This is a genomic window from Halomonas sp. A020 (genome assembly GCF_027943625.1).
Lineage (GTDB): Bacteria > Pseudomonadota > Gammaproteobacteria > Pseudomonadales > Halomonadaceae > Vreelandella > Vreelandella piezotolerans.
The window spans coordinates 3,494,747-3,513,743 of record NZ_AP022850.1; the positions used below are offsets into that span (position 1 = coordinate 3,494,747).

Here is an 18,997-nt window from a genome sequence, read left to right on the forward strand (position 1 = left end):
GAACATGACACTGCCTACGTCTATCAAGCTATTCGAAATGTCCCCCCGCGACGGGCTGCAAAACGAACCGGGCACCCTAGTGCCCACCGGCACCAAAATCGAGCTGATCGAGCGGCTGGCGAAGGCGGGCATTCGTCATATTGAAGCGGCCAGTTTCGTGTCGCCCAAGTGGGTACCGCAAATGGGCGATGCCACCGAGGTCATGCACGGTATCCAGCGCCAGTCCGGCGTGGTGTATTCGGCGCTAACGCCTAACCTCAAAGGGCTCGAGAGCGCCCTGGCGGTAGGCGTCGAGGAAGTCGCGGTGTTCGGCGCCGCGTCGGAAGCGTTCTCACAGAAGAACATCAACTGCTCGATTGCCGACTCTTTAGCGCGCTTCGAACCGGTGCTTGCCCGCGCCAACGAGGCAGGCATTCGCGTGCGCGGCTACGTCTCCTGCGTGCTGGGCTGTCCTTATGAGGGGCACATCGCCCCCGAAAAAGTCGCGGAAGTGGCCAACGCGCTTTATGAGATGGGCTGCTACGAGATTTCGCTGGGCGATACGATAGGCGTAGGCACGCCGCTGGCCGCCAAGCGAATGATCGACGCGACCCGCCAGCAGGTACCGATCGAGAAGCTGGCCGCCCACTTCCACGATACCTACGGGATGGCCATCGCCAACCTGTATGCCGTGATGGAAGAAGGCGTCAGCGTCATCGATGCCGCTACGGCGGGCTTGGGCGGCTGCCCCTACGCCAAGGGAGCGTCGGGCAACGTGGCCACCGAAGACGTCCTCTACTTACTCGAAGGATTAGGCATCGAGACGGGGATCGATCTTCAGGCGGTGATCGACACCGGCGATTGGATCACGCGGCAGTTGGGGCGCCAGCCCAGCGCCAAAGTTGCGCTGGCGCTGGGCAGCTCACGCACTCCCTAATAATTAGAAACGCATCACTTCCCGTTCAGACAAGAAAAACATATCGGAGAGATCGATCATGGTATCACCTGCACCCGCTTCTAGCCGTTTGCCCAGCTACACCAGCAGCACGGCTGACAAGCCGCTTCTGGGCATGACCATTGGCGACAAGTTCGACCAAATTGCCGCTCAATATCCCGATAATGACGCGCTGATTGCGCTACACCAAAACATACACTGGAGCTACCGCGAGCTACAGCAGGAAGTGAACCGCTGTGCGCGTGCGCTGCTGGCACTGGGTGTCAAAAAAGGCGACCGCGTGGGAATTTGGGCCCCCAACTGTAGTGAGTGGACGCTGACCCAGTTCGCTACCGCCAAAATCGGTGCGATCCTGGTCAACATCAATCCCTCGTACCGCACCCATGAGCTGGAGTACGCGCTCAATCAGTCTGGCGCGCGCTTTTTAGTCACCGCCCACCGGTTCAAAACGTCCGATTACACCTCGATGCTGTTCGAGCTAGCGCCCGAGCTAAGCAGCTGCGCCGAAGGCCAGCTTCAGTCGCAGACACTGCCGCAACTGGAGTGCATCATCAACCTGAGTGCCGACAAGCACAGCGGTATGTGGCGCTGGTCAGACTTCATTGCCGAAGCCGACAACGTGAGCCAAACCGACGTAGACGACCTGCAGGCCACGTTGCAGTTCGATGACCCAATCAATATCCAGTACACCTCAGGCACCACCGGCTTCCCCAAAGGCGCTACGCTTTCGCACCACAACATTCTCAACAACGGCTTTTTCGTGGCGGAGAGCATGGGTTTCACCAGCGAAGACCGCTTGGTGATTCCAGTACCGCTCTATCACTGTTTCGGCATGGTGATGGGTAACCTGGGCTGCATGACCCACGGCGCCGCGATGATCTATCCCGATGAAGGCTTCGACCCGGGTAAAGTGCTGAACGCCGTTCACGAGCAGAAAGCCACCGCGCTCTACGGCGTGCCCACCATGTTCATCGCCGAGCTCGAACACCCGGATTTCGCTAGCACCGATTTTTCGACGCTGCGCACCGGCATCATGGCGGGTTCCATTTGCCCGGCGGAGATCATGAAGCAGGTCATCAACAAGATGAACATGAAGGGCGTGCAAATCGCCTACGGCATGACCGAAACCAGCCCGGTCTCTACGCAAACCGGCGCTAACGATACCATCGACAAACGTGTTTCCACCGTGGGCCGCACCCAGCCCCACCTGGAGAGCAAGATCGTCGACCCCGGCAACGGCGGCATTCTGCCTCGCGGAGAAATCGGTGAGCTATGTACCCGGGGCTATAGCGTGATGCTGAAGTATTGGAACAATGACAAAGCCACTGCCGAGGCCATCGATGAAGCGGGCTGGATGCATACCGGCGACTTGGCCACCATGGATAACGAGGGCTACATCCAGATCGTTGGGCGCATCAAAGACATGGTGATTCGCGGCGGCGAGAACGTCTACCCGAAAGAGATCGAGGAGTTCTTGTACGCACACCCAGCCATTTCAGAAGTGCAGGTCACCGGCGTGCCGGACAAAAAGTACGGCGAAGAGCTAATCGCCTGGGTGAAACTCAACGCCACCGCGGGCGAGATTACTGGTGAAGAGTTACGCGACTACTGCAAAGGTAAAATCACCCACTTCAAGATCCCGCGCTACTTCAAATTTGTCGATGAGTTTCCAATGACCGTCACCGGCAAAATACAGAAATTCAAGATGCGCGAAATTTCGATCAAAGAACTGGGACTCGATGAAAAGTAGCAGGCGATCCCACCCAGCTACCCTGAGCGCGGGGCTTTCGACAGAGATGACGAAAGCCCCGTTTAGGCAACTCTGCTCATCAGTCGTCGACCCAACTCGAGACGTCCCATGCCCAATTCCCTAGCTGACCATTATCACCAAGGGCTGCGCGACCAGGATATTCTCACCCAACTGCGCGCCCACTACCCCGATGGCCCCACCCTGCACCAGCTCGCCCCGCTGGATCAGCTGCATGTTGGTGGTATCGCGGCGTCTGCCCGGCTATTGGGCCTTCTCGATCATAGCGCCTCTCAGGTGTTGGATATGGGTGCCGGGCTGGGAGGGTTAATGCGCCAAGGTGCCGCGCTGGGCTTACATATCACTGGGCTGGATATTACCCACCGCTTCAGCGCCCTTAACGACGCTATCAGCCAATTAGCCGCCAAACCGTCGGCTCCCCTTTCATCAGCAGGCACGCTGCGCTGTGTGACGGGCGATGCCCGCGCGCTGCCGTTTAGGGATGCCTGCTTCGATGCGGTGCTGTTTCAACACAGTCTGATGAACATGCCTGCCCCCCACCGCGTGCTGGCCGAGTGTCGCCGCGTGCTGCGCCCCGGCGGGCAGCTGGTGATGCATGAGGTGGTCAGCGGCCCTCACTGCGAGGCACTGCGTTTTCCGGTGCCCTGGGCAGAAGAGCCGACACACTCGCATTTGCTGACGTTGGCGGCATTGACACAGCGACTGCAAACGGCGGGCTTCGATATTCGACACTGCGAAGACTGGAGCGACACGGCACTTGAATGGCGCCAGCGCCAGCGGCAAAAAGAGCAGGCAGCGCATGCCGCTGTGCTTTCGCCGCAGTGGGTGTTCGGTGAGAGGTTTGTGCAGATGGGAAAAAATTTGCTAGAAAATTTGGCCAACGGCGCAATTAACGTGGTGGAAATCAGCGCCCGTTGCTAGGCTGTTAGGGATAACGTCAACGAGAAAGGACAAGAGGAACGCCAATGAACCGCTTGGCAAGCACCCTGCTCTTGAGTCTGTTCGGCATGCTCCTACCCCTAGAAGCCACCTTGGCCGATGATGACGCTCCTGCTCTCTCCTATGCAGCCCCCAATAGCGAATGGATGCGCCTCGATAACGGCGTGGTGTTGGAAGGCAGCGATCTCAGCAGCTTGGACAGCTACACCTCTGGTTTTCGGCTCACCGCTGGCTTCAGCCCCTGGCAGCTTCCCCAGCTAGACATTGGCGCTGAAATCGCCTACCGCGAAAGCGATGAAGTCCCTCTCGCCTCCAGTGCCAATCCGGTCATCATGGATACGTTAAGCCTGGGTGGCGCCATCGTCGCCGGCATTCGTATGGGTGCTTTCAGCATTTACGCCAAATCGGGCCTCACCGAGTGGCGCGGCGACACCGACCAGCCCATCGAGGAAGAGGGCGGCACTGCCCTACTGCAAGGGTTTGGTGCCACCATGACCGTTAACCGTCTCATCAGCCGTTTGGAGTACGAGCGTATCGATGCACCCTCGCTCAGCCACCTCAATATGCTTAGCGCATCGCTGCATCTACCGTTTTAAACGACATTACCCTGCCTAGGCATTTCTCGCCGGAGCCCCTGACTGCTCGCGGTTCTGAGCGGGGACCGTCCAAACCGGCACTTCCTCCTGTTGCGGCGGCTGCCACTCCTAATGCATCGCTGAGTTCAGCGCCTCTTCCAGCTTCATGAAGAGTTCGCCATAGCGCGGGCTGAAGCTGATGCCTTCGTCGATCTCTTTCCAGGCTTCGAACAGTTCGTCGGCATGGGCATCTTCGTTTTGCACGAATGCCCAGGTCATCTGTTTGGCGCGCATGGGGTGAACACCCATGGCAGTAAGCGCATGACCGCCGAGCTCCAGCGCCGAGTGGTAGGTTTCGCTGATCACGTCGTCGGCTCCGGCCTCGCGTAGCTGGTAGCCGTGGCCCCGGTCGAAGGCGCGGGCCAGCACCCATACATTGGGGTAGAACTGTTTGACGTGCTTGACGATACCCACTGCACGCTCACGGTCGTCGATGGCAACCACCAGCAAGCGCGCGTGCTCGATACCGGCGGTTTCCAGCAGATCCGAGCGGCTTGCATCGCCAAAATAGCTCTTGATACGGATATTGCGCAGGTTCTCGATCTGCTCGATTTCATGATCCAGCGCCACGATGGGAATGTTATTGGCCCGCAGCAGACGGCAGATGATCTGCCCAAAGCGCCCCACGCCCGCCACGATGACCGGCGCCTGCTCTTCGATGGTGTCGGCCTCCCGGGGGTCATTTTTGGCGGTTTGATAGCGCGGCAGCACCAAGCGGTCATAGGCGATAAACAGCAGCGGCGTTAAGAACATCGACAGCGCCACCACCAGCGAGAGCACCTGAGAGAGCGCTACCGGAATCACGCTGTTCTGCACGCTGTAGGTCAGCAGCACGAAGCCGAATTCCCCCGCCTGAGCAAGACTCAACGTGAACAGCCAGCCGTTGCTGCCGCGTACTTTGAACAGCAGCGCCAGCGCCAGCAGTATGGCCGCTTTCACGACGATGACCGCTAACCCAAGCCCCAGCACCGTGATCCACTCCGCCGCCAGCACGTCAAAGTTAATCCCTGCGCCCACGGTAATGAAGAAAAGCCCCAGCAGCAGCCCTTTGAACGGCTCGATGTTGGCTTCAATTTCGTGCTTGAACTCGCTATTGGCCAGAACGATACCGGCCAGAAACGCCCCCAAAGCAGGCGATAGGTTTACCAGGCTCATTAAGGCAGCAATACCAATCACCAGCATCAACGCCGAGGCGGTAAACACTTCCCGCAGTCCGGACCCAATCACGTAGCGAAACAGCAGCGGCCCCAAGTAGTAACCGCCGACAATCACACCGCCAATGGCGGCGACGACTACGAGAGCATGCGCCCAGGCGGGCAAATGCGCCACTAGGCTTAGTCCCGCATGTCCGTGGTCGTCGCCGGGAGCGCCCATCAATTCGGGCAGCGCCAGCAAGGGGATGAGCGCCAGCATGGGAATGACGGCAATGTCCTGGAACAGCAGCACCGAAAAGGCGCTGCGGCCGCCCTCGGTTTTGGAAAGGCCCTTTTCGTTCAGGGTTTGCAGCACGATGGCGGTGGAGGAAAGCGCAAAAATCAGCCCCACGGCTAACGCGGTTTGCCAAACGAGCCCAAGCCACCAGGCAATCGCAGCGCCTGCCGCTGCGGTCAGCACCACCTGCAAACCGCCCAGGCCTAGAAGGCGCACCCGCATGGCCCATAAGCCTTTTGGATCTAGCTCCATACCGACTAAAAACAGCATCATGACCACGCCGAATTCGGCAAAGTGCTGAATGGTAGTGGTCTCCTGGCCGACCAGCCCGAGCACCGGGCCAATCACCACCCCAGCCACCAAATAGCCCAACACCGAGCCGAGCCCGAACCGCTTGGCCAGCGGCACGGCAATCACCGCCGCCACTAAATAGATGAATGCTTGAATAAAATAGCCGGTCATGACGATTCCTTAACGTTGCTGCGACTTGACTTCCCTGAGCAATCGGTTAACGTACTAGTACACTAGTACATGAGTAACCACTCGGTGTCATGATGTCCTTACACGATACGTTTCAAGCTGACTTGGTGCGCCACCTGCTTGCGATCGACACGCCCGACGCCATGGACGAAGCGCTAGCCAGCCTGCTAACGCCAGCAGAGTACCAAGAAATCAGCAAACGCCTACAGATTTTTAAGCTGCTGCGGGAAGGCGTGCCCCATCGCAAAATCGCTGAAACCCTGGGCGTGGGTATTGCGACCGTGTCACGCGGATCACGCGCGCTGACGATGTTAGCCTCTTCACGGAATGAACACCTATGAGCACCACCGATACGGGCGCTGCGGCAGGCCCACAGCCGTTCACACTGCCACGTAAGCCCCACTACGTCACGCTGGCGGCAGACTGCGACTTCTTTGCCCTGTTTCAGAAAATCGAGCGGCGCTTCGATACCTGCTACATGCTGGAGTCGCTGGGCGAAGATAGCCACATGGCGCGCCACTCGATCATTGGCTTCGACCCCGAGTACACGCTCTATGCCAATGGCAACACACTGACCATCGAAAGCCGCGACGGCGATGCCAACCACTACCCCAGCGACAACCCCTACGAACTACTGCGCAGTCTCATTCCGCAAAACATCATTTCTCGTAAATACGCGGGAGGGTTGAGCGGCTACCTGGGCTACGACGCCATGCAGTACTTCGAGCCGTCGCTGACGCTAAAAGCCAGCGACGACTTCGATACGTTCCGCTTTGGGCTGTACAAAGACGGCCTGATTCTCGACAAGATGACCGGAGAAGTCACTTACTTCTACTACGACAATAGCCGTTACGCGTTTCTGCAGACGCTGATCGACGCCGACGACGAGCCAGCAGGCCCGCTGCGCATTACCGCGCTGGGCGACACCATGAGTAAGGCCGAGCACGCCAAGGCCGTGGCCAAGGTGAAGCAGGACATCATCGACGGCAAGGTTTTCCAGTGCGAAGTGGGCTTCAAGAAACGCTTTCGGATTCAGGGCGATACGCTAGCACTGTATGACCAGTTACGCACCATCAACCCCTCACCGCAGATGTATTACGTGAAGTTTGGCGAGCAGAAACTGATTGGCGCGAGCCCCGAACTGCTGTTCCGCCTGCGCCAGGGTGAGATGGAGACGTTCCCACTGGCGGGCACCACCCTGCGCGGCCAAACGCCCCAGGAGGATACCCAGCTTGCCCGCGCGCTGCTCAACGACCCCAAAGAGATCGCCGAGCACAATATGATCGTGGACCTGCACCGCAACGATATTGGCCGAGTGGCGCAGTTTGGTACGGTCAAAGTGCGCAGCCTGATGGATATCAAGCGCTTCAGCCACGTACAACACATTTCGAGCGAGATCGTCGGCATCATTGCCGAGAGCGAAGATATGTTTACCGCGCTGGCCAGCAACTTCCCGGCAGGCACGCTCACCGGTGCGCCCAAAATCGAGGCGATGAAAATCATCGACGACCTGGAAACCGACGGGCGCGGCCCCTACGGCGGCGCGGTGGGCCAGTTCTCCTTCAACGGCGACTGCACCTTTGCGATCCCCATTCGCACGGTGTTCGTCAACGGCGAGCACGCCTACGTGCAAACCTGCGGCGGCAACGTGTATGACAGCAACGCCGACGATGAATACGAGGAGATTCGTCGCAAATTTGCCGGCACCCGCAAGGCCTTGGCCCCCTTTATGGATACGGAAACGGAGAGCCCCGCATGAAGGTGCTGATCATCGATAACTACGACTCCTTCACCTATAACCTCTACCAGTTTATTGGTGAGATTCTGACCACGGAGAAGAATCGCGGCGAGCTGCCTCACTTCGAGATCGTGGTGAAGCGCAATAACCAGATTGATTTTAAAGCGATTGAAGCCATGGCACCGAACCGCATCATTATCTCGCCTGGCCCCGGCTCACCGGATGACCCTCGCTATTTTGGCGTATGCGCCGAAGTCATCGAAAAGCTGGGCAAAACGACGCCACTACTGGGCGTCTGTTTGGGCATGCAGGGCATCGTTCATGTGTTTGGCGGCAAAGTAATCAAAGCACCGCTGCCGATGCACGGCAAAATCAGCCCCATCCATCACAATAATCGCTCGGTGTTCAAAGGCGTGCCTGACCAGCTCGAGGTGATGCGTTACCACTCGCTGATTGCCGATGCGGCAACGCTGCCGGAGTGCCTGGAAGTCACTGCCACGGTGGGTGAGCTGACCGCCGCGCAGTTTGCCGAGCGAAGCCATTGGCAGTCGGCGGGTGAATTCGAGCTGATGGGCGTGAAGCACCGCGACTACCCCATTCACGGCATTCAGTTTCACCCAGAGTCGTTTGCCACCGAAGGCGGCAAAGAGTTAATTGCCAACTTTCTATTTTCTGACCGCTACTGACGAATTCCGCCTTGTATCTGCAGATGCCTGCCCTTTAGCGGCCTTTGCCCTCATCGCCCAGCGTGAAGGAGGGCGGGTCGCTGGCGGGAAAGGTGTCATCGGCGGCGGCGTCCAGGTCGCTCTCCGACCACACCGTTTCCGTGTTATCCGCCGTATATGCCTTGAAATCCTTCAATAAGCACCACTGCCCCTGGCTCTTGGCCAACGACTCTGGTTTCACCCAAAAGTGGCGTCCGTAGGGTGTACGTATCTCGGCATTTTGGCGCTCACTAATGTTGACCACCTGCCCAACTAACAAGCCGTGGTGATCGACTATTTTTGCGTCTTTCAAAGTATCGTCTGCCATCCTAGCGTCCTCTTCGTATTCCTGATCCGGGCACTCTTCAACGTAGTGGCTCTATGCAAACGCCCGCAAGCCGCGCGGACAACTTTAGCTTTTAGCAAGCCAACGCGGGGCGATTAACGCTTTCCCCGTGCGCGGGGTGGCTTGCCACCGGCAGGCTTACCGCTTGGGCGACCACCCTTCACTGAGCCCTTACCCACCCCCTTCGCCACCGGATTACCGCCGGGCCTACCCTTACCTTTCGCAGCTGGTTTGCCAGCGGGTTTTCCTTTGGCACTCGGTTTACCGGGCACGGCCCCTTTGGCCTTGGCGTCTTTACGTGTTTTGTTACCCGCCTTGGCACCGGGGGAAGCGCGCTTGGACACCGGCTTTTTCTCCTTCGTGCTACTCCTACCGCCGCTGTAGTTGGGCCTGGCTGGCTTTTTCTTCTCGGACGCTTTCTTCTCCGGTGCGACGGCGGAGGTTTCGGTGAGGGCGATGATCGTCTCGATCTCTTTAGGCGTCAAATCACGCCAATCCCCCAGCGCCAGCCCTTTCAGCGACACGTTCATGATGCGGGTGCGTACCAACTGCGTCACCTCATAGCCAAAGTATTCGCACATTCGGCGAATTTGTCGGTTGAGGCCCTGCACTAGCGTGATATTGAAAACGAACGTGGACTCTTTGACCACTCGACACTTTTTGGTCATCTGCCCCAGAATCGGTACGCCGCCCTGCATACCCGTAATGAACTCATCGGTGATCGGCTTATTCACCGTTACCACGTACTCTTTTTCGTGGTTGTTGTTAGCGCGCAGGATCTTATTGACCAAGTCGCCGTTGTTGGTGAGAAAAATCAGCCCTTGAGAATCTTTATCCAAGCGGCCGATCGGAAAAATGCGTGTGCCGTGCTTCACGAAATCAACGATGTTGTCCTTTTCTGCCGACTCCGTGGTGCTCACGATACCCACCGGTTTGTTCAAGGCGATGAGAACGAGGTCCTCTTCCTCTTGCGGCTCGATCTCCTGGCCATTGACCTTTACCCGGTCTCCTGGGACCACTTGATCACCGGTGGTGGCGCGGCGTCCGTTGATCCACACATTGCCCTGCTCGACAAAGCGGTCGGCTTCGCGGCGGGAGCAGAGGCCACTTTCGCTGATGTATTTATTGATACGGATCGATGTTCGTAACGACATAAAACGCCATGTAGCTTAAATAAACGTTAAAAAGAGGAGCTGGGCTGCTGGAGAAATTCGATCTCTTCTGGGGTAGAGGGTCTACCCAACAGTGCATTGCGATGCGGGTAGCGCCCAAAGCGGTCAATGATGGCCTTGTGACGTTTTTCGAAATCCAGGTTGTTTTCAAGCCCCGCCTGATCGAACAACTGCAGAGCCACCGTGTGAATCGCCGCCGACTCGCTGTGCATATAGGGCATATAGAGAAAACTGCGCTCCACCGCCGAGAGTGTCTGGTCAGCCCCATTGGCCACTGCTTCCTGGGCAAGCCCAAGCGCAAGCGCGTCGTTGACAAAGGCTCGCGCCTCGTTGCGGTAAATGTTGCGTGAGAACTGATCCAGCACGATGATCTCCGCTAGCCGACCCTGAGCCGTGCGACGCCACTCGAAACACTCGCATGCAGCCGCCCGCGCCAGCACGTCGCTGAATCGTTCGGCTATCTGGCGATCCATGTTGTCGTCTTTTTTAAACCACTGTGCGGGCGTCAGTTCCTGAAACCAGAAGGCCAATACAGCCTGAGCGTCTACAGTCATGTCCCTGTCTCCAACGCTGAACGTAAAGAAAAGCGCCGCCACCTAGCGGTAGCGGCGCAGGTAGGCAGCTATTAGCTTATCCCGTGTTACGCAGGCCAGCCGCAATGCCAGCCATGGTGACCATCAGTGCGCGGGAGAGATCTGGGCTAATCGCCCCATCGGCATCGCGGTTACGCTGCAAAAGCTCCGCTTGGAGGCCATGCAGCGGGTCGATGTAGGGGTTGCGTACATCGATCGCTTGACGGATCAGCGGCGTGTTCTCCAACAGTTTTTCCTGCTGCAGGATATCCAGCACGACATCTTCCAGACGTTCGAAGCGTTCGCGGAGTTTCTTGCCCAGCGCTTTCAGCGAGGGCTCGTCCACCAAGCGGTGCTCGTAGTAAGCGGCAATGGCGACATCAGCCTTGGCCAGCAGCATTTCCAACATGTCGAGATAAGTGCCGAAGAACGGCCATTGGGTGCGCATTTCTTGCAATACTTCGCGGCCGCCGGGCTGCTCCACGCGTCGGGAAAAAGCCTCACCGCTGCCCAACCAAGCGGGTAACATTAGACGGATCTGTGTCCAGGCGAAAATCCATGGGATAGCACGCAGCGTTTCCACCCCGCCGTCCTGGCGACGCTTGGTAGGTCGCGAACCAAGCGGCAGCCTGCCCAGCGCCCCCTCCGGCGTCACCGCACGGAAATAGGGCACGAAATCGGGATCTTCGCGAACCACGCCAACGTAAGCAGCATGAGCAACACTGGCCAGTTGATCCATCTCTTCGCGCCAGTGCGGCTCGGGTGCCGGAGGTGGCAGCAGAGTGGCTTCCAGCACTGCACAGGCATAAATTTCCATGGAGCGCAGGGCGATATCTGGCTGGCCGAACTTAAAGCGAATCATCTCGCCCTGCTCGGTCACGCGCAGGCTGCCGTTCACGGAGCCCGGCGGCTGGGAGAGAATCGCCGCATGGGCCGGGCCGCCCCCGCGGCCCACGGTGCCGCCGCGGCCGTGGAACAGCGTCAGATCAACACCGTGCTTGTCGCACACGTTGACCAGCGCTTCCTGGGCACGGTATTGCGCCCAGGCAGCGGCCAATTGCCCCGCATCTTTGGCGGAGTCCGAGTAGCCGATCATCACCTCTTGACGGTCTTTAGCCAACGTGCGATAGCCCGGCAATGCCAGTAGTTTGTCGATCACATCGCCCGCGTGGTCCAGGTCGTTCAAGGTTTCGAACAGCGGTGCAATGGGCAACGAAACTTGCCCCCCCACTTCCTTCATCAGCAGCGCCACGGTGAGCACATCGGATGGTTCGGCGGCCATCGAGATAATGTAGGTGCCGAGCGCTTCTGCATGCTCCTGGGCGATCACCTTGAAGGTGTCAATGACCTCACGGGACTCCGCCGAACACTCCCAGCGACGCGGGATCAGCGGACGACGGGAGTCAAGCTCCGCTAGTAAAAACTCCTGGCGCTGGGTTTCGCTCCACTCCTGATAATGACCTAGCCCCAGGGAACTGGTGAGTTCTTCCATCACTTGGGCGTGGCGGCTGGCTTCCTGACGAAGGTCAAGCTTGGTCAGCGTTACACCGAACACGGCCACGCGGCGCAGTGTATCCAACAGCGCGCCGTTGGCGATGGTATCCAGCCCCACGTCGCAGAGCGAGCGATAGCAGGCCAGCAGCGGCGCATAAATCTGGTCGCGGGTCTCGATGATCGGCCCGCCGTCATAGTTACGGCCATCGAGCTGCGCTTTCGCCCAGTCGCGGGTGGCCTCCATTTTGGTGAGCAGCCGTTTCAAAAGCTCGCGGTAAGGCTCCGCCACGTCGCCCACTTCGGCTTTGAGGGCGCTGTTGGCTTTCCACATGGAGAGCTCGGTCTTGAGCTGTTCCAAATCACGCAAGTAGAGGTCCGCCGCCATCCAGCGGCCTAGCAGCAGCACTTCCTGGGTCACTTTGGCGGTGACATTCGGATTGCCGTCACGGTCGCCGCCCATCCAGGAAGCGTAGCGGATCGGCGCGGCATCCAGCGGCAGGCGTTCGCCTGCGGTGTCCAGCAGCAGGTTATCCAGGTCGCGATGAAAATCCGGCACGGCCTGCCACAGTGAGTTCTCGATGACGGCAAAGCCCCACTTCGCTTCGTCTACCGGCGTGGGGCGTTCGTGGCGAATCTCGTCGGTATGCCACGCCTGGCTGATCAGCTCTTCCAAGCGGCCTTGGGCGCGGGCACCGCGCTCGGGGTAATCCTCGGAGCTTTCGATCGCAGTCAAGCACTCATCGATCGCATCGTATTTTTGGATCAGCGTACGACGGATGACCTCGGTGGGGTGCGCTGTCAGTACGAGCTCGACGCGCATATTAGCCAGGGTTTCCACCAGCTTGCGGGGCGAGTTACCGGCCTGCTGAGCGCGCCCCAAGAGCTCCCCTAGCGCGGGCTGCGAACCGGGTTTGTAATCCTCCACCCGACGGAACCGTGCCCGGTAGTGCTGCTCGGCGATATTGGCCAAATTCAAGAACTGGTTGAATGCGCGGGTCACCGGGAGCAGGTCCCGCTCGGGTAGCTGACGCAAATACTCGATGAGCTGGCGCTGTTGAAGCGAGTCGCCCTGGCGACCGCGCTTGGCGTGGGCACGAATGGTTTCAATCTTATCGACAAACGACTGGCCTAAGTCATCGGCGATGGTACGCCCAAGACTGTCCCCCAGAATACGCACGTTATCGCGCAGTGATTCGTGTAGATCATGACTCATTGGCGTGGCCTCCTTGCGGGGTCGCGTTGATAGGTTGTGACATTAGCGTTGTTCTTGTGCTTTCGCGGCTTGCCAGTGACTTTCCATCTCATCCAGCGAGGCCTCGTTCAGAGGGCGCTCTGATTCAGTAAGCGCGCGCTCGACAAAACGAAAGCGACGTTCGAATTTTGCGTTGGTACGGCGCAAGCACTGTTCGGGATCGGTACCCAATGTGCGCGCCAAATTGGTGACGGCAAATAGCAGGTCGCCGACCTCTTCCTGGGCGTGCTGTCGATCCCCCGCCGCCAGCGCCTCTTCGACCTCCTCCAGTTCCTCGCGAATTTTGGCCAGTACTCCCTCGACATTCGGCCAATCAAAGCCTACGCGGGCGGCCCGCTTCGAGAGCTTGGCGGCGCGGCTTAACGCAGGCAGCGTTCGGGGCACATCGTCCAGCACCGAAGGAGGTTGCGTAGCACGCTCGGCGCGTTCGTCGGCTTTGAGCGCTTCCCAGCGGCTATTCACCTGCTGGGTCTTTACTTCATCGGCACTCACGCCGGTCGGGCGGCGTGACGCCAGCGTGCCGTCTGGGAACACATGGGGATGACGGCGCAGCATCTTGGCGGTCAGCGTATCGACGATATCGTGAAAATCGAAGCGCTGCTCTTCTGCGCCAAATTGGGCGTAGTAGACCACTTGAAAAAGCAGGTCGCCGAGCTCGCCGGGCAGTTCGTCGAAGGCGCGACGCTCGATGGCGTCGGCCACTTCGTAAGCCTCTTCCAGCGTGTGGGGCACGATGCTGTCCCAATCCTGCTTGATGTCCCATGGACAGCCCTGCTCCCGATCGCGCAGCACGGCCATTAGGGTGAGCAAATCCTCCAGGGTATGACGCATCAGGCCCCTCCTTTACGGGCACTTTTCTCGGGATCGGCGTTACGCAAACGGCGCACTTCGGTGACATTGGGCAGTTGTTGGATACGTGAAAAGAGTCTGCCGAGCGACTCCAGCCCGTCCACTTCCAGGGTAATCCGCAGTCGGGCGATGCCCTCGTCGGTATCCGTGAGCGTGTTGACCGCTAGCACATTGACCTTTTCATTACCCAAGAGACCGGTCACATCGCGCAGCAGGCCGGAGCGGTCCCAGGCTTGAATCTCGATGGTCACCGGGTAGCGGGTGTGTGCCCGCTCGCCCCACTCCACTTCGATAATGCGCTGGGGCTCTTCCATGCGCAATTGGAGAATGTTGGGACAGTCCTGGCGGTGCACGGTGACGCCACGCCCCTGGGTAATGAAGCCGACGATCGGCTCGCCGGGCACAGGGCGGCAACAGTTGGCCATGCTGGTTTTCAGGTTGCCCACGCCCAGCACGGTGATGTCGCTTTGGGTCGCCTTGCTGGGCTGGCGGCGGGGTTTGGCTAGCAGGCGATCGAGCTGCTCTTGGTCGTCGGTTTCACCAAACAGTTGCTGCGCCTGATGCAGCACTTGACCGATACGTAGGTCGCCCGCGCCCAACGCCGCGTACATGTCGTCGGCATTTTGGTAGTTGACGGCTTTGGCGAGCTTGGCCAGATCCAGCCCTTCCACATCCAGACGCCGCATTTCGCGCTCAAAGAGCGTGCGCCCTTCGTCCAAATTCTGGTCACGGGCCTGATGCTTGAACCACGCTTGAATCTTGGCACGCGCTCGCGACGTGCGTACATAGCCAAGACTGGGATTGAGCCAATCGCGGCTGGGGCCACCTTTGGTGGCGGTCAAAATCTCGATCTGCTGGCCCGTCTTGAGTTTGTAGGTCAGAGGCACGATACGCCCATTGACCTTGGCTCCCCGGCAAAGATGGCCAATCTCGGTGTGAACCCGATAAGCAAAGTCGATGGGTGTCGCGATGCGCGGTAGGTCGATAACGTGCCCATCTGGCGTGAACACGTAAATGCGGTCTGGGGCAACATCGCTGGAGAGTCCTTCGCGCAGGTCGCCAAATCCGCCCACTTCGTCCTGCCACTCCAATACTTGGCGCAGCCAAGCGATCTTATCCTCGTAACTGCGACTTTTAGCGTTGGTGTCGTGGCCTTTATAGCGCCAGTGGGCACACACGCCCAGCTCGGCTTCATCGTGCATGGAGAAGGTGCGAATCTGTATTTCCAGCACCTTGTTATCCGGCCCCATGACGGCCGTATGCAGCGATTGATAGCCGTTTTTCTTGGGGTTGGCGATATAGTCGTCGAACTCGTTGGGTACATGGTGCCAGCGAGAGTGGACGATACCCAGTACGGTGTAGCAGTCGGTGACTTCAGGCACCAAAATACGCACGGCGCGCACGTCGTGTACCTGGGAAAAATCGATCCGCTTGCGCTTCATTTTGCGCCAAATGGAGTAGATATGCTTAGCTCGCCCGCTCACGTCGTAGCGGTGAATATGCTGAGCCTCCATCAAGCCTTTAAGGGTTTCCACCACGTCGTGAATGTATCGGTCGCGATCCAAGCGCTTTTCCGCCAAGAGTTTGGCGATGGCCTTGTAATCCTCTTCATGTAGATAACGGAACGACAGGTCTTCAAGCTCCCACTTGATCTGACCAATGCCCAGTCGGTGAGCCAGCGGCGCATAGATATCGGCCACTTCCCGCGCAACTTGCAGGCATTTCTCACGGGGCGCATCTTTAACTTGACGTAGCGCACAGGTACGCTCGGCAATTTTGATTAGCGCAACGCGTACGTCACCGACCATGTTCACCAGCATTTTGCGCAGGTTTTCCTGCTGGTTGTGCTGGCTCATGCCATGGTTAGGTGCCAATGGGTAGCTGATGGCGGCCATTTGCAGCACACCGTCGATCAGCTTGGCGACCTCCTCTCCAAAGCGCTTGCTGACACCTTCTAAACTCAACAGCCCTTCCCGCACGGCGCGGTAGAGAACGGCGGCTTCCAGCGTGGCCTGATCGAGTTTGAGATCGGCGAGGATATCCGCCATCTCGAGGCCCATACGGAAGCTAGAGCCCGGCGATAGCCACACGCGATGCGTACGCGGTGCTTCTCGCTCCAACTGCTCGGCCAGCTCACAGGCTTCCAATAAGCGTTCGGGTTCGCGTAGGCGCACATCTTCTTGAAGGCGCGTTAACCATTGTTGTATGTCCACCTTTCCGCTTTCTGTCAGCGGTTGGTCTTCACGCACTTTCACCATGACGTTCACTCATCCTTTCTGGGTGACGGCCTCACACCGCCGCCACCAATGCTTGCTGCAAAGGGCAGACTAGCCCGCGTATTCAAACAGCATCAGCGTTTCCATGTGGGCAGTGTGTAGAAACATATCCGCGACGGCGACGTGCTCGACGCGATAACCTGCATGCACAAGGTGTGCCGCATCCCTGGCCAGCGTAGCCGGATCGCAGGAAACATAGGCAATTTTCGCTACTTTTCGACGCCCTAGCGCTTGGCATACGGCTTCGGCACCGCTGCGCGGCGGATCGAGTACCACCGCATCGACCGGGTGTTCATCAAGCAGCGCCTTGACTGCCGTCGACTCATTGAGATCCGCCTGCTGGGCACTCACATCCAGTCGATTCAGCTCCGCATTGGCTTTCAAGCGCTCGACCATGGCGGCGCTTCCCTCTACGGCATGCACGCTGGCTCCTGCAGCGGCTATCGGCAGGCTGAAGTTCCCTATCCCGGCAAACAGGTCGAGCAGCCGCCCTCCTTGTCCAGGCGCCAACCATGCTATCACCTGCGCCACCATCTTTTGGTTGACTTCGGCATTTACTTGTAAAAAATCGCCGGGGGCAAACGTCAGCACCAGTTCGTCAGCGGTCTGTGAGTCAGTCACGCCCAATGCGCTCAATGAATAGCGCTCTTCTAGTGCAGGTGCCTCACCATACCAGTGCAGCGAGGGTGACTCCCGGCCCAGCCATATGCCAAAACACACGTGGTGTTGATCTGCAAAGGATTGCCAGCGCCCCCTATCTTGAGGCTGCTCTTTGAGCTGTCGCACCAGCACTACCGTGGCCTTAGGGGTCGAGAGCAATTCGATATGGCCGATGGAGCGCGGTGCATCCAACTCGATAAGCAGCTGTTTTAACGGGTCTAGTAGCGCCTGTAGCGACGGCACCAACACATGGCAGTGTTCGATATCGACCAACCGATGGCTATTGGCTGCTCTAAATCCCAGGCGCACGTTACCCTGACCATCGACCTTGACGCCTAGACGAGCCCGTCGGCGATAGTGTTCGGACTGCCCGTTAATGGGCGTCACCGCCGATAGCCTCACGCCTTGACGGGCCATCAGTTCACTAACGACCTCACGCTTATGGGCACGCTGTGCATCGAGCGCTAGGTGCTGCAAATCACATCCGCCACAGTGGCCGAAATGCGCGCACGGCGGCTCTACACGCTGGGGAGAGCGGGTTACTAACGTTTTGACGTGCGCTTCGTCGAAGCGCTTGCGCGTGACATGTACCGCCACCTCGACCTGCTCTCCAGGCAGCGCCCTATCGACGAACACGGTTTTACCGTCCGGGTGATGGGCCACGCCACGCCCATCATGGGCCAAACGCTCGATCGACAGCGGCGCGCCGACATCGATGCCGATAGGCTGCTTGGTCGGCACGCCGTTGCTGTAAGGTTGGCGGGCCAACCCAGAGTGGCCCGAGGCGGGCCGTGGTGGCCGCCGCTTACCCAACATAGCCATCTATACCTCCGGGGCGAACAGGCCCGTGGAGAGATAGCGATCGCCACGGTCACACACAATGAACACGATGACCGCATTTTCGGTTTGCTCGGCAATACGCAGGGCGCCTGCCAAGCTGCCACCCGATGACACGCCCGCCAAAATGCCCTCTTCACGGGCCAAACGGCGCATGTGTGTCTCGGCTTCCTGTTGACTGATATCGAGTGTGATATCCACCCGCGGCGCTTCGAATATGGCGGGCAGATACTCCTGTGGCCAGCGGCGGATGCCTGGAATACTGGCCCCATCGGCGGGCTGTAAACCGACGATTTGAATCGCACTATTCTGCTCTTTCAGGTAGCGCGACACGCCCATGATCGTTCCGGTGGTTCCCATTGAACTCACGAAGTGGGTTACCTCTCCGCCCGTTTGCCGCCACACTTCCGGCCCGGTGGTACGATAATGCGCCAGCGGGTTATCCGGGTTGGCAAACTGGTTCAGTGGTTTGCCTTCTCCCCGAGCGATCATGGCGTCAGCGATGTCCCGCGCTTCTTCCATACCGCCCTCTTTACTGGCCGTGATCAGCTTGGCGCCGTAAGCGGCCATGGCCTGCTTGCGCTCGGCGGAGGCGTTTTCCGGCATGACCAACGTCATGTTGTACCCTTTGATGGCCGCTGCCATAGCAAGTGCAATGCCGGTATTTCCAGAGGTCGCTTCGATGAGCGTATCTCCCGGCGAGATCTCACCGCGGGCTTCGGCTTCGCTGAGCATGGAAAGCGCCGGGCGGTCCTTGACCGAGCCGGCCGGGTTATTCCCCTCCAGCTTGGCCAATAGCGTGTTGTTCTTTCCAGCACTGATGCGCTTAAGGCGCACCAAGGGCGTATTGCCCACCACCTCTTCGAGCGTGGGATAATTCATCGGACACTCCTTATCGTAACCGTTATGC

General features: G+C 58.8%; 16 protein-coding genes. 7 read left to right on the forward strand and 9 right to left on the reverse strand.

What is annotated here, in order from left to right; translation table 11 throughout:
• The first annotated feature begins 4 nt into the window (after positions 1-4).
• From FRH_RS16460 to FRH_RS16475, 4 genes are all read left to right on the forward strand, one after another.
• Positions 5-916, forward strand: a complete 912-nt coding sequence (locus FRH_RS16460) for a hydroxymethylglutaryl-CoA lyase (protein WP_153843688.1) — start codon at positions 5-7, stop codon at positions 914-916.
• A gap of 58 nt (positions 917-974) precedes the next feature.
• A complete protein-coding gene (locus FRH_RS16465) occupies positions 975-2,684 on the forward strand; it encodes an AMP-binding protein (protein WP_139527304.1) in 1,710 nt (569 codons plus the stop codon).
• A gap of 108 nt (positions 2,685-2,792) precedes the next feature.
• Positions 2,793-3,623, forward strand: coding sequence for a class I SAM-dependent methyltransferase (locus tag FRH_RS16470; protein WP_281997269.1), 831 nt, complete (start codon positions 2,793-2,795; stop codon positions 3,621-3,623).
• 44 nt (positions 3,624-3,667) lie between these two features.
• Positions 3,668-4,237, forward strand: coding sequence for a hypothetical protein (locus tag FRH_RS16475; RefSeq protein WP_139527302.1), 570 nt, complete (start codon positions 3,668-3,670; stop codon positions 4,235-4,237).
• A 108-nt stretch (positions 4,238-4,345) separates the two neighbouring features.
• On the opposite strand, the gene FRH_RS16480 is transcribed toward FRH_RS16475, so the two are convergent.
• The gene (locus tag FRH_RS16480; RefSeq protein ID WP_281997270.1) at positions 4,346-6,169 is read right to left on the reverse strand and encodes a monovalent cation:proton antiporter-2 (CPA2) family protein; all 1,824 of its coding nucleotides are present in this window, start codon (positions 6,167-6,169) and stop codon (positions 4,346-4,348) included.
• A gap of 92 nt (positions 6,170-6,261) precedes the next feature.
• Here FRH_RS16480 and FRH_RS16485 point away from each other — a divergent pair, with 92 nt between their 5' ends.
• The 3 genes from FRH_RS16485 to FRH_RS16495 are packed head-to-tail and all read left to right on the forward strand — an operon-like array spanning position 6,262 to position 8,611.
• On the forward strand, positions 6,262-6,528 hold the full coding sequence (locus FRH_RS16485) for a Trp family transcriptional regulator (protein WP_139527300.1): 267 nt from the start codon (positions 6,262-6,264) through the stop codon (positions 6,526-6,528).
• The gene (locus tag FRH_RS16490; protein WP_219861060.1) at positions 6,525-7,946 is read left to right on the forward strand and encodes an anthranilate synthase component I family protein; all 1,422 of its coding nucleotides are present in this window, start codon (positions 6,525-6,527) and stop codon (positions 7,944-7,946) included. Before FRH_RS16485 ends, FRH_RS16490 begins: the two co-directional genes overlap by 4 nt.
• Complete coding sequence (locus FRH_RS16495; protein WP_281997271.1) at positions 7,943-8,611, forward strand: aminodeoxychorismate/anthranilate synthase component II; 669 nt, start codon at positions 7,943-7,945, stop codon at positions 8,609-8,611. Before FRH_RS16490 ends, FRH_RS16495 begins: the two co-directional genes overlap by 4 nt.
• Positions 8,612-8,645: 34 nt before the next feature.
• On the opposite strand, the gene FRH_RS16500 is transcribed toward FRH_RS16495, so the two are convergent.
• The 8 genes from FRH_RS16500 to cysM form a co-directional block, all read right to left on the reverse strand.
• Complete coding sequence (locus FRH_RS16500; RefSeq protein ID WP_139527297.1) at positions 8,646-8,957, reverse strand: hypothetical protein; 312 nt, start codon at positions 8,955-8,957, stop codon at positions 8,646-8,648.
• A 113-nt stretch (positions 8,958-9,070) separates the two neighbouring features.
• Positions 9,071-10,129, reverse strand: a complete 1,059-nt coding sequence (rluF, locus tag FRH_RS16505; protein WP_281997272.1) for a 23S rRNA pseudouridine(2604) synthase RluF — start codon at positions 10,127-10,129, stop codon at positions 9,071-9,073.
• A 26-nt stretch (positions 10,130-10,155) separates the two neighbouring features.
• On the reverse strand, positions 10,156-10,701 hold the full coding sequence (locus tag FRH_RS16510; RefSeq protein WP_281997273.1) for a DUF924 family protein: 546 nt from the start codon (positions 10,699-10,701) through the stop codon (positions 10,156-10,158).
• 76 nt (positions 10,702-10,777) lie between these two features.
• The gene (gene ppc / locus FRH_RS16515) at positions 10,778-13,426 is read right to left on the reverse strand and encodes a phosphoenolpyruvate carboxylase (protein WP_239295655.1); all 2,649 of its coding nucleotides are present in this window, start codon (positions 13,424-13,426) and stop codon (positions 10,778-10,780) included.
• A 42-nt stretch (positions 13,427-13,468) separates the two neighbouring features.
• A complete protein-coding gene (gene mazG / locus FRH_RS16520; RefSeq protein ID WP_281997274.1) occupies positions 13,469-14,296 on the reverse strand; it encodes a nucleoside triphosphate pyrophosphohydrolase in 828 nt (275 codons plus the stop codon).
• Positions 14,296-16,572: a GTP diphosphokinase gene (relA, locus tag FRH_RS16525; protein WP_281997275.1), complete on the reverse strand. Its 2,277-nt coding sequence runs from the start codon at positions 16,570-16,572 to the stop codon at positions 14,296-14,298. The genes mazG and relA overlap by 1 nt, the downstream gene beginning before the upstream one ends.
• A gap of 69 nt (positions 16,573-16,641) precedes the next feature.
• Positions 16,642-18,072 carry a 23S rRNA (uracil(1939)-C(5))-methyltransferase RlmD gene (gene rlmD, locus FRH_RS16530; protein WP_281997276.1) on the reverse strand — a complete coding sequence of 477 codons (1,431 nt, stop codon included), beginning with the start codon at positions 18,070-18,072 and terminating at the stop codon, positions 16,642-16,644.
• Positions 18,073-18,969, reverse strand: a complete 897-nt coding sequence (cysM, locus tag FRH_RS16535; protein WP_139527290.1) for a cysteine synthase CysM — start codon at positions 18,967-18,969, stop codon at positions 18,073-18,075.
• Positions 18,970-18,997 lie beyond the last annotated feature (28 nt).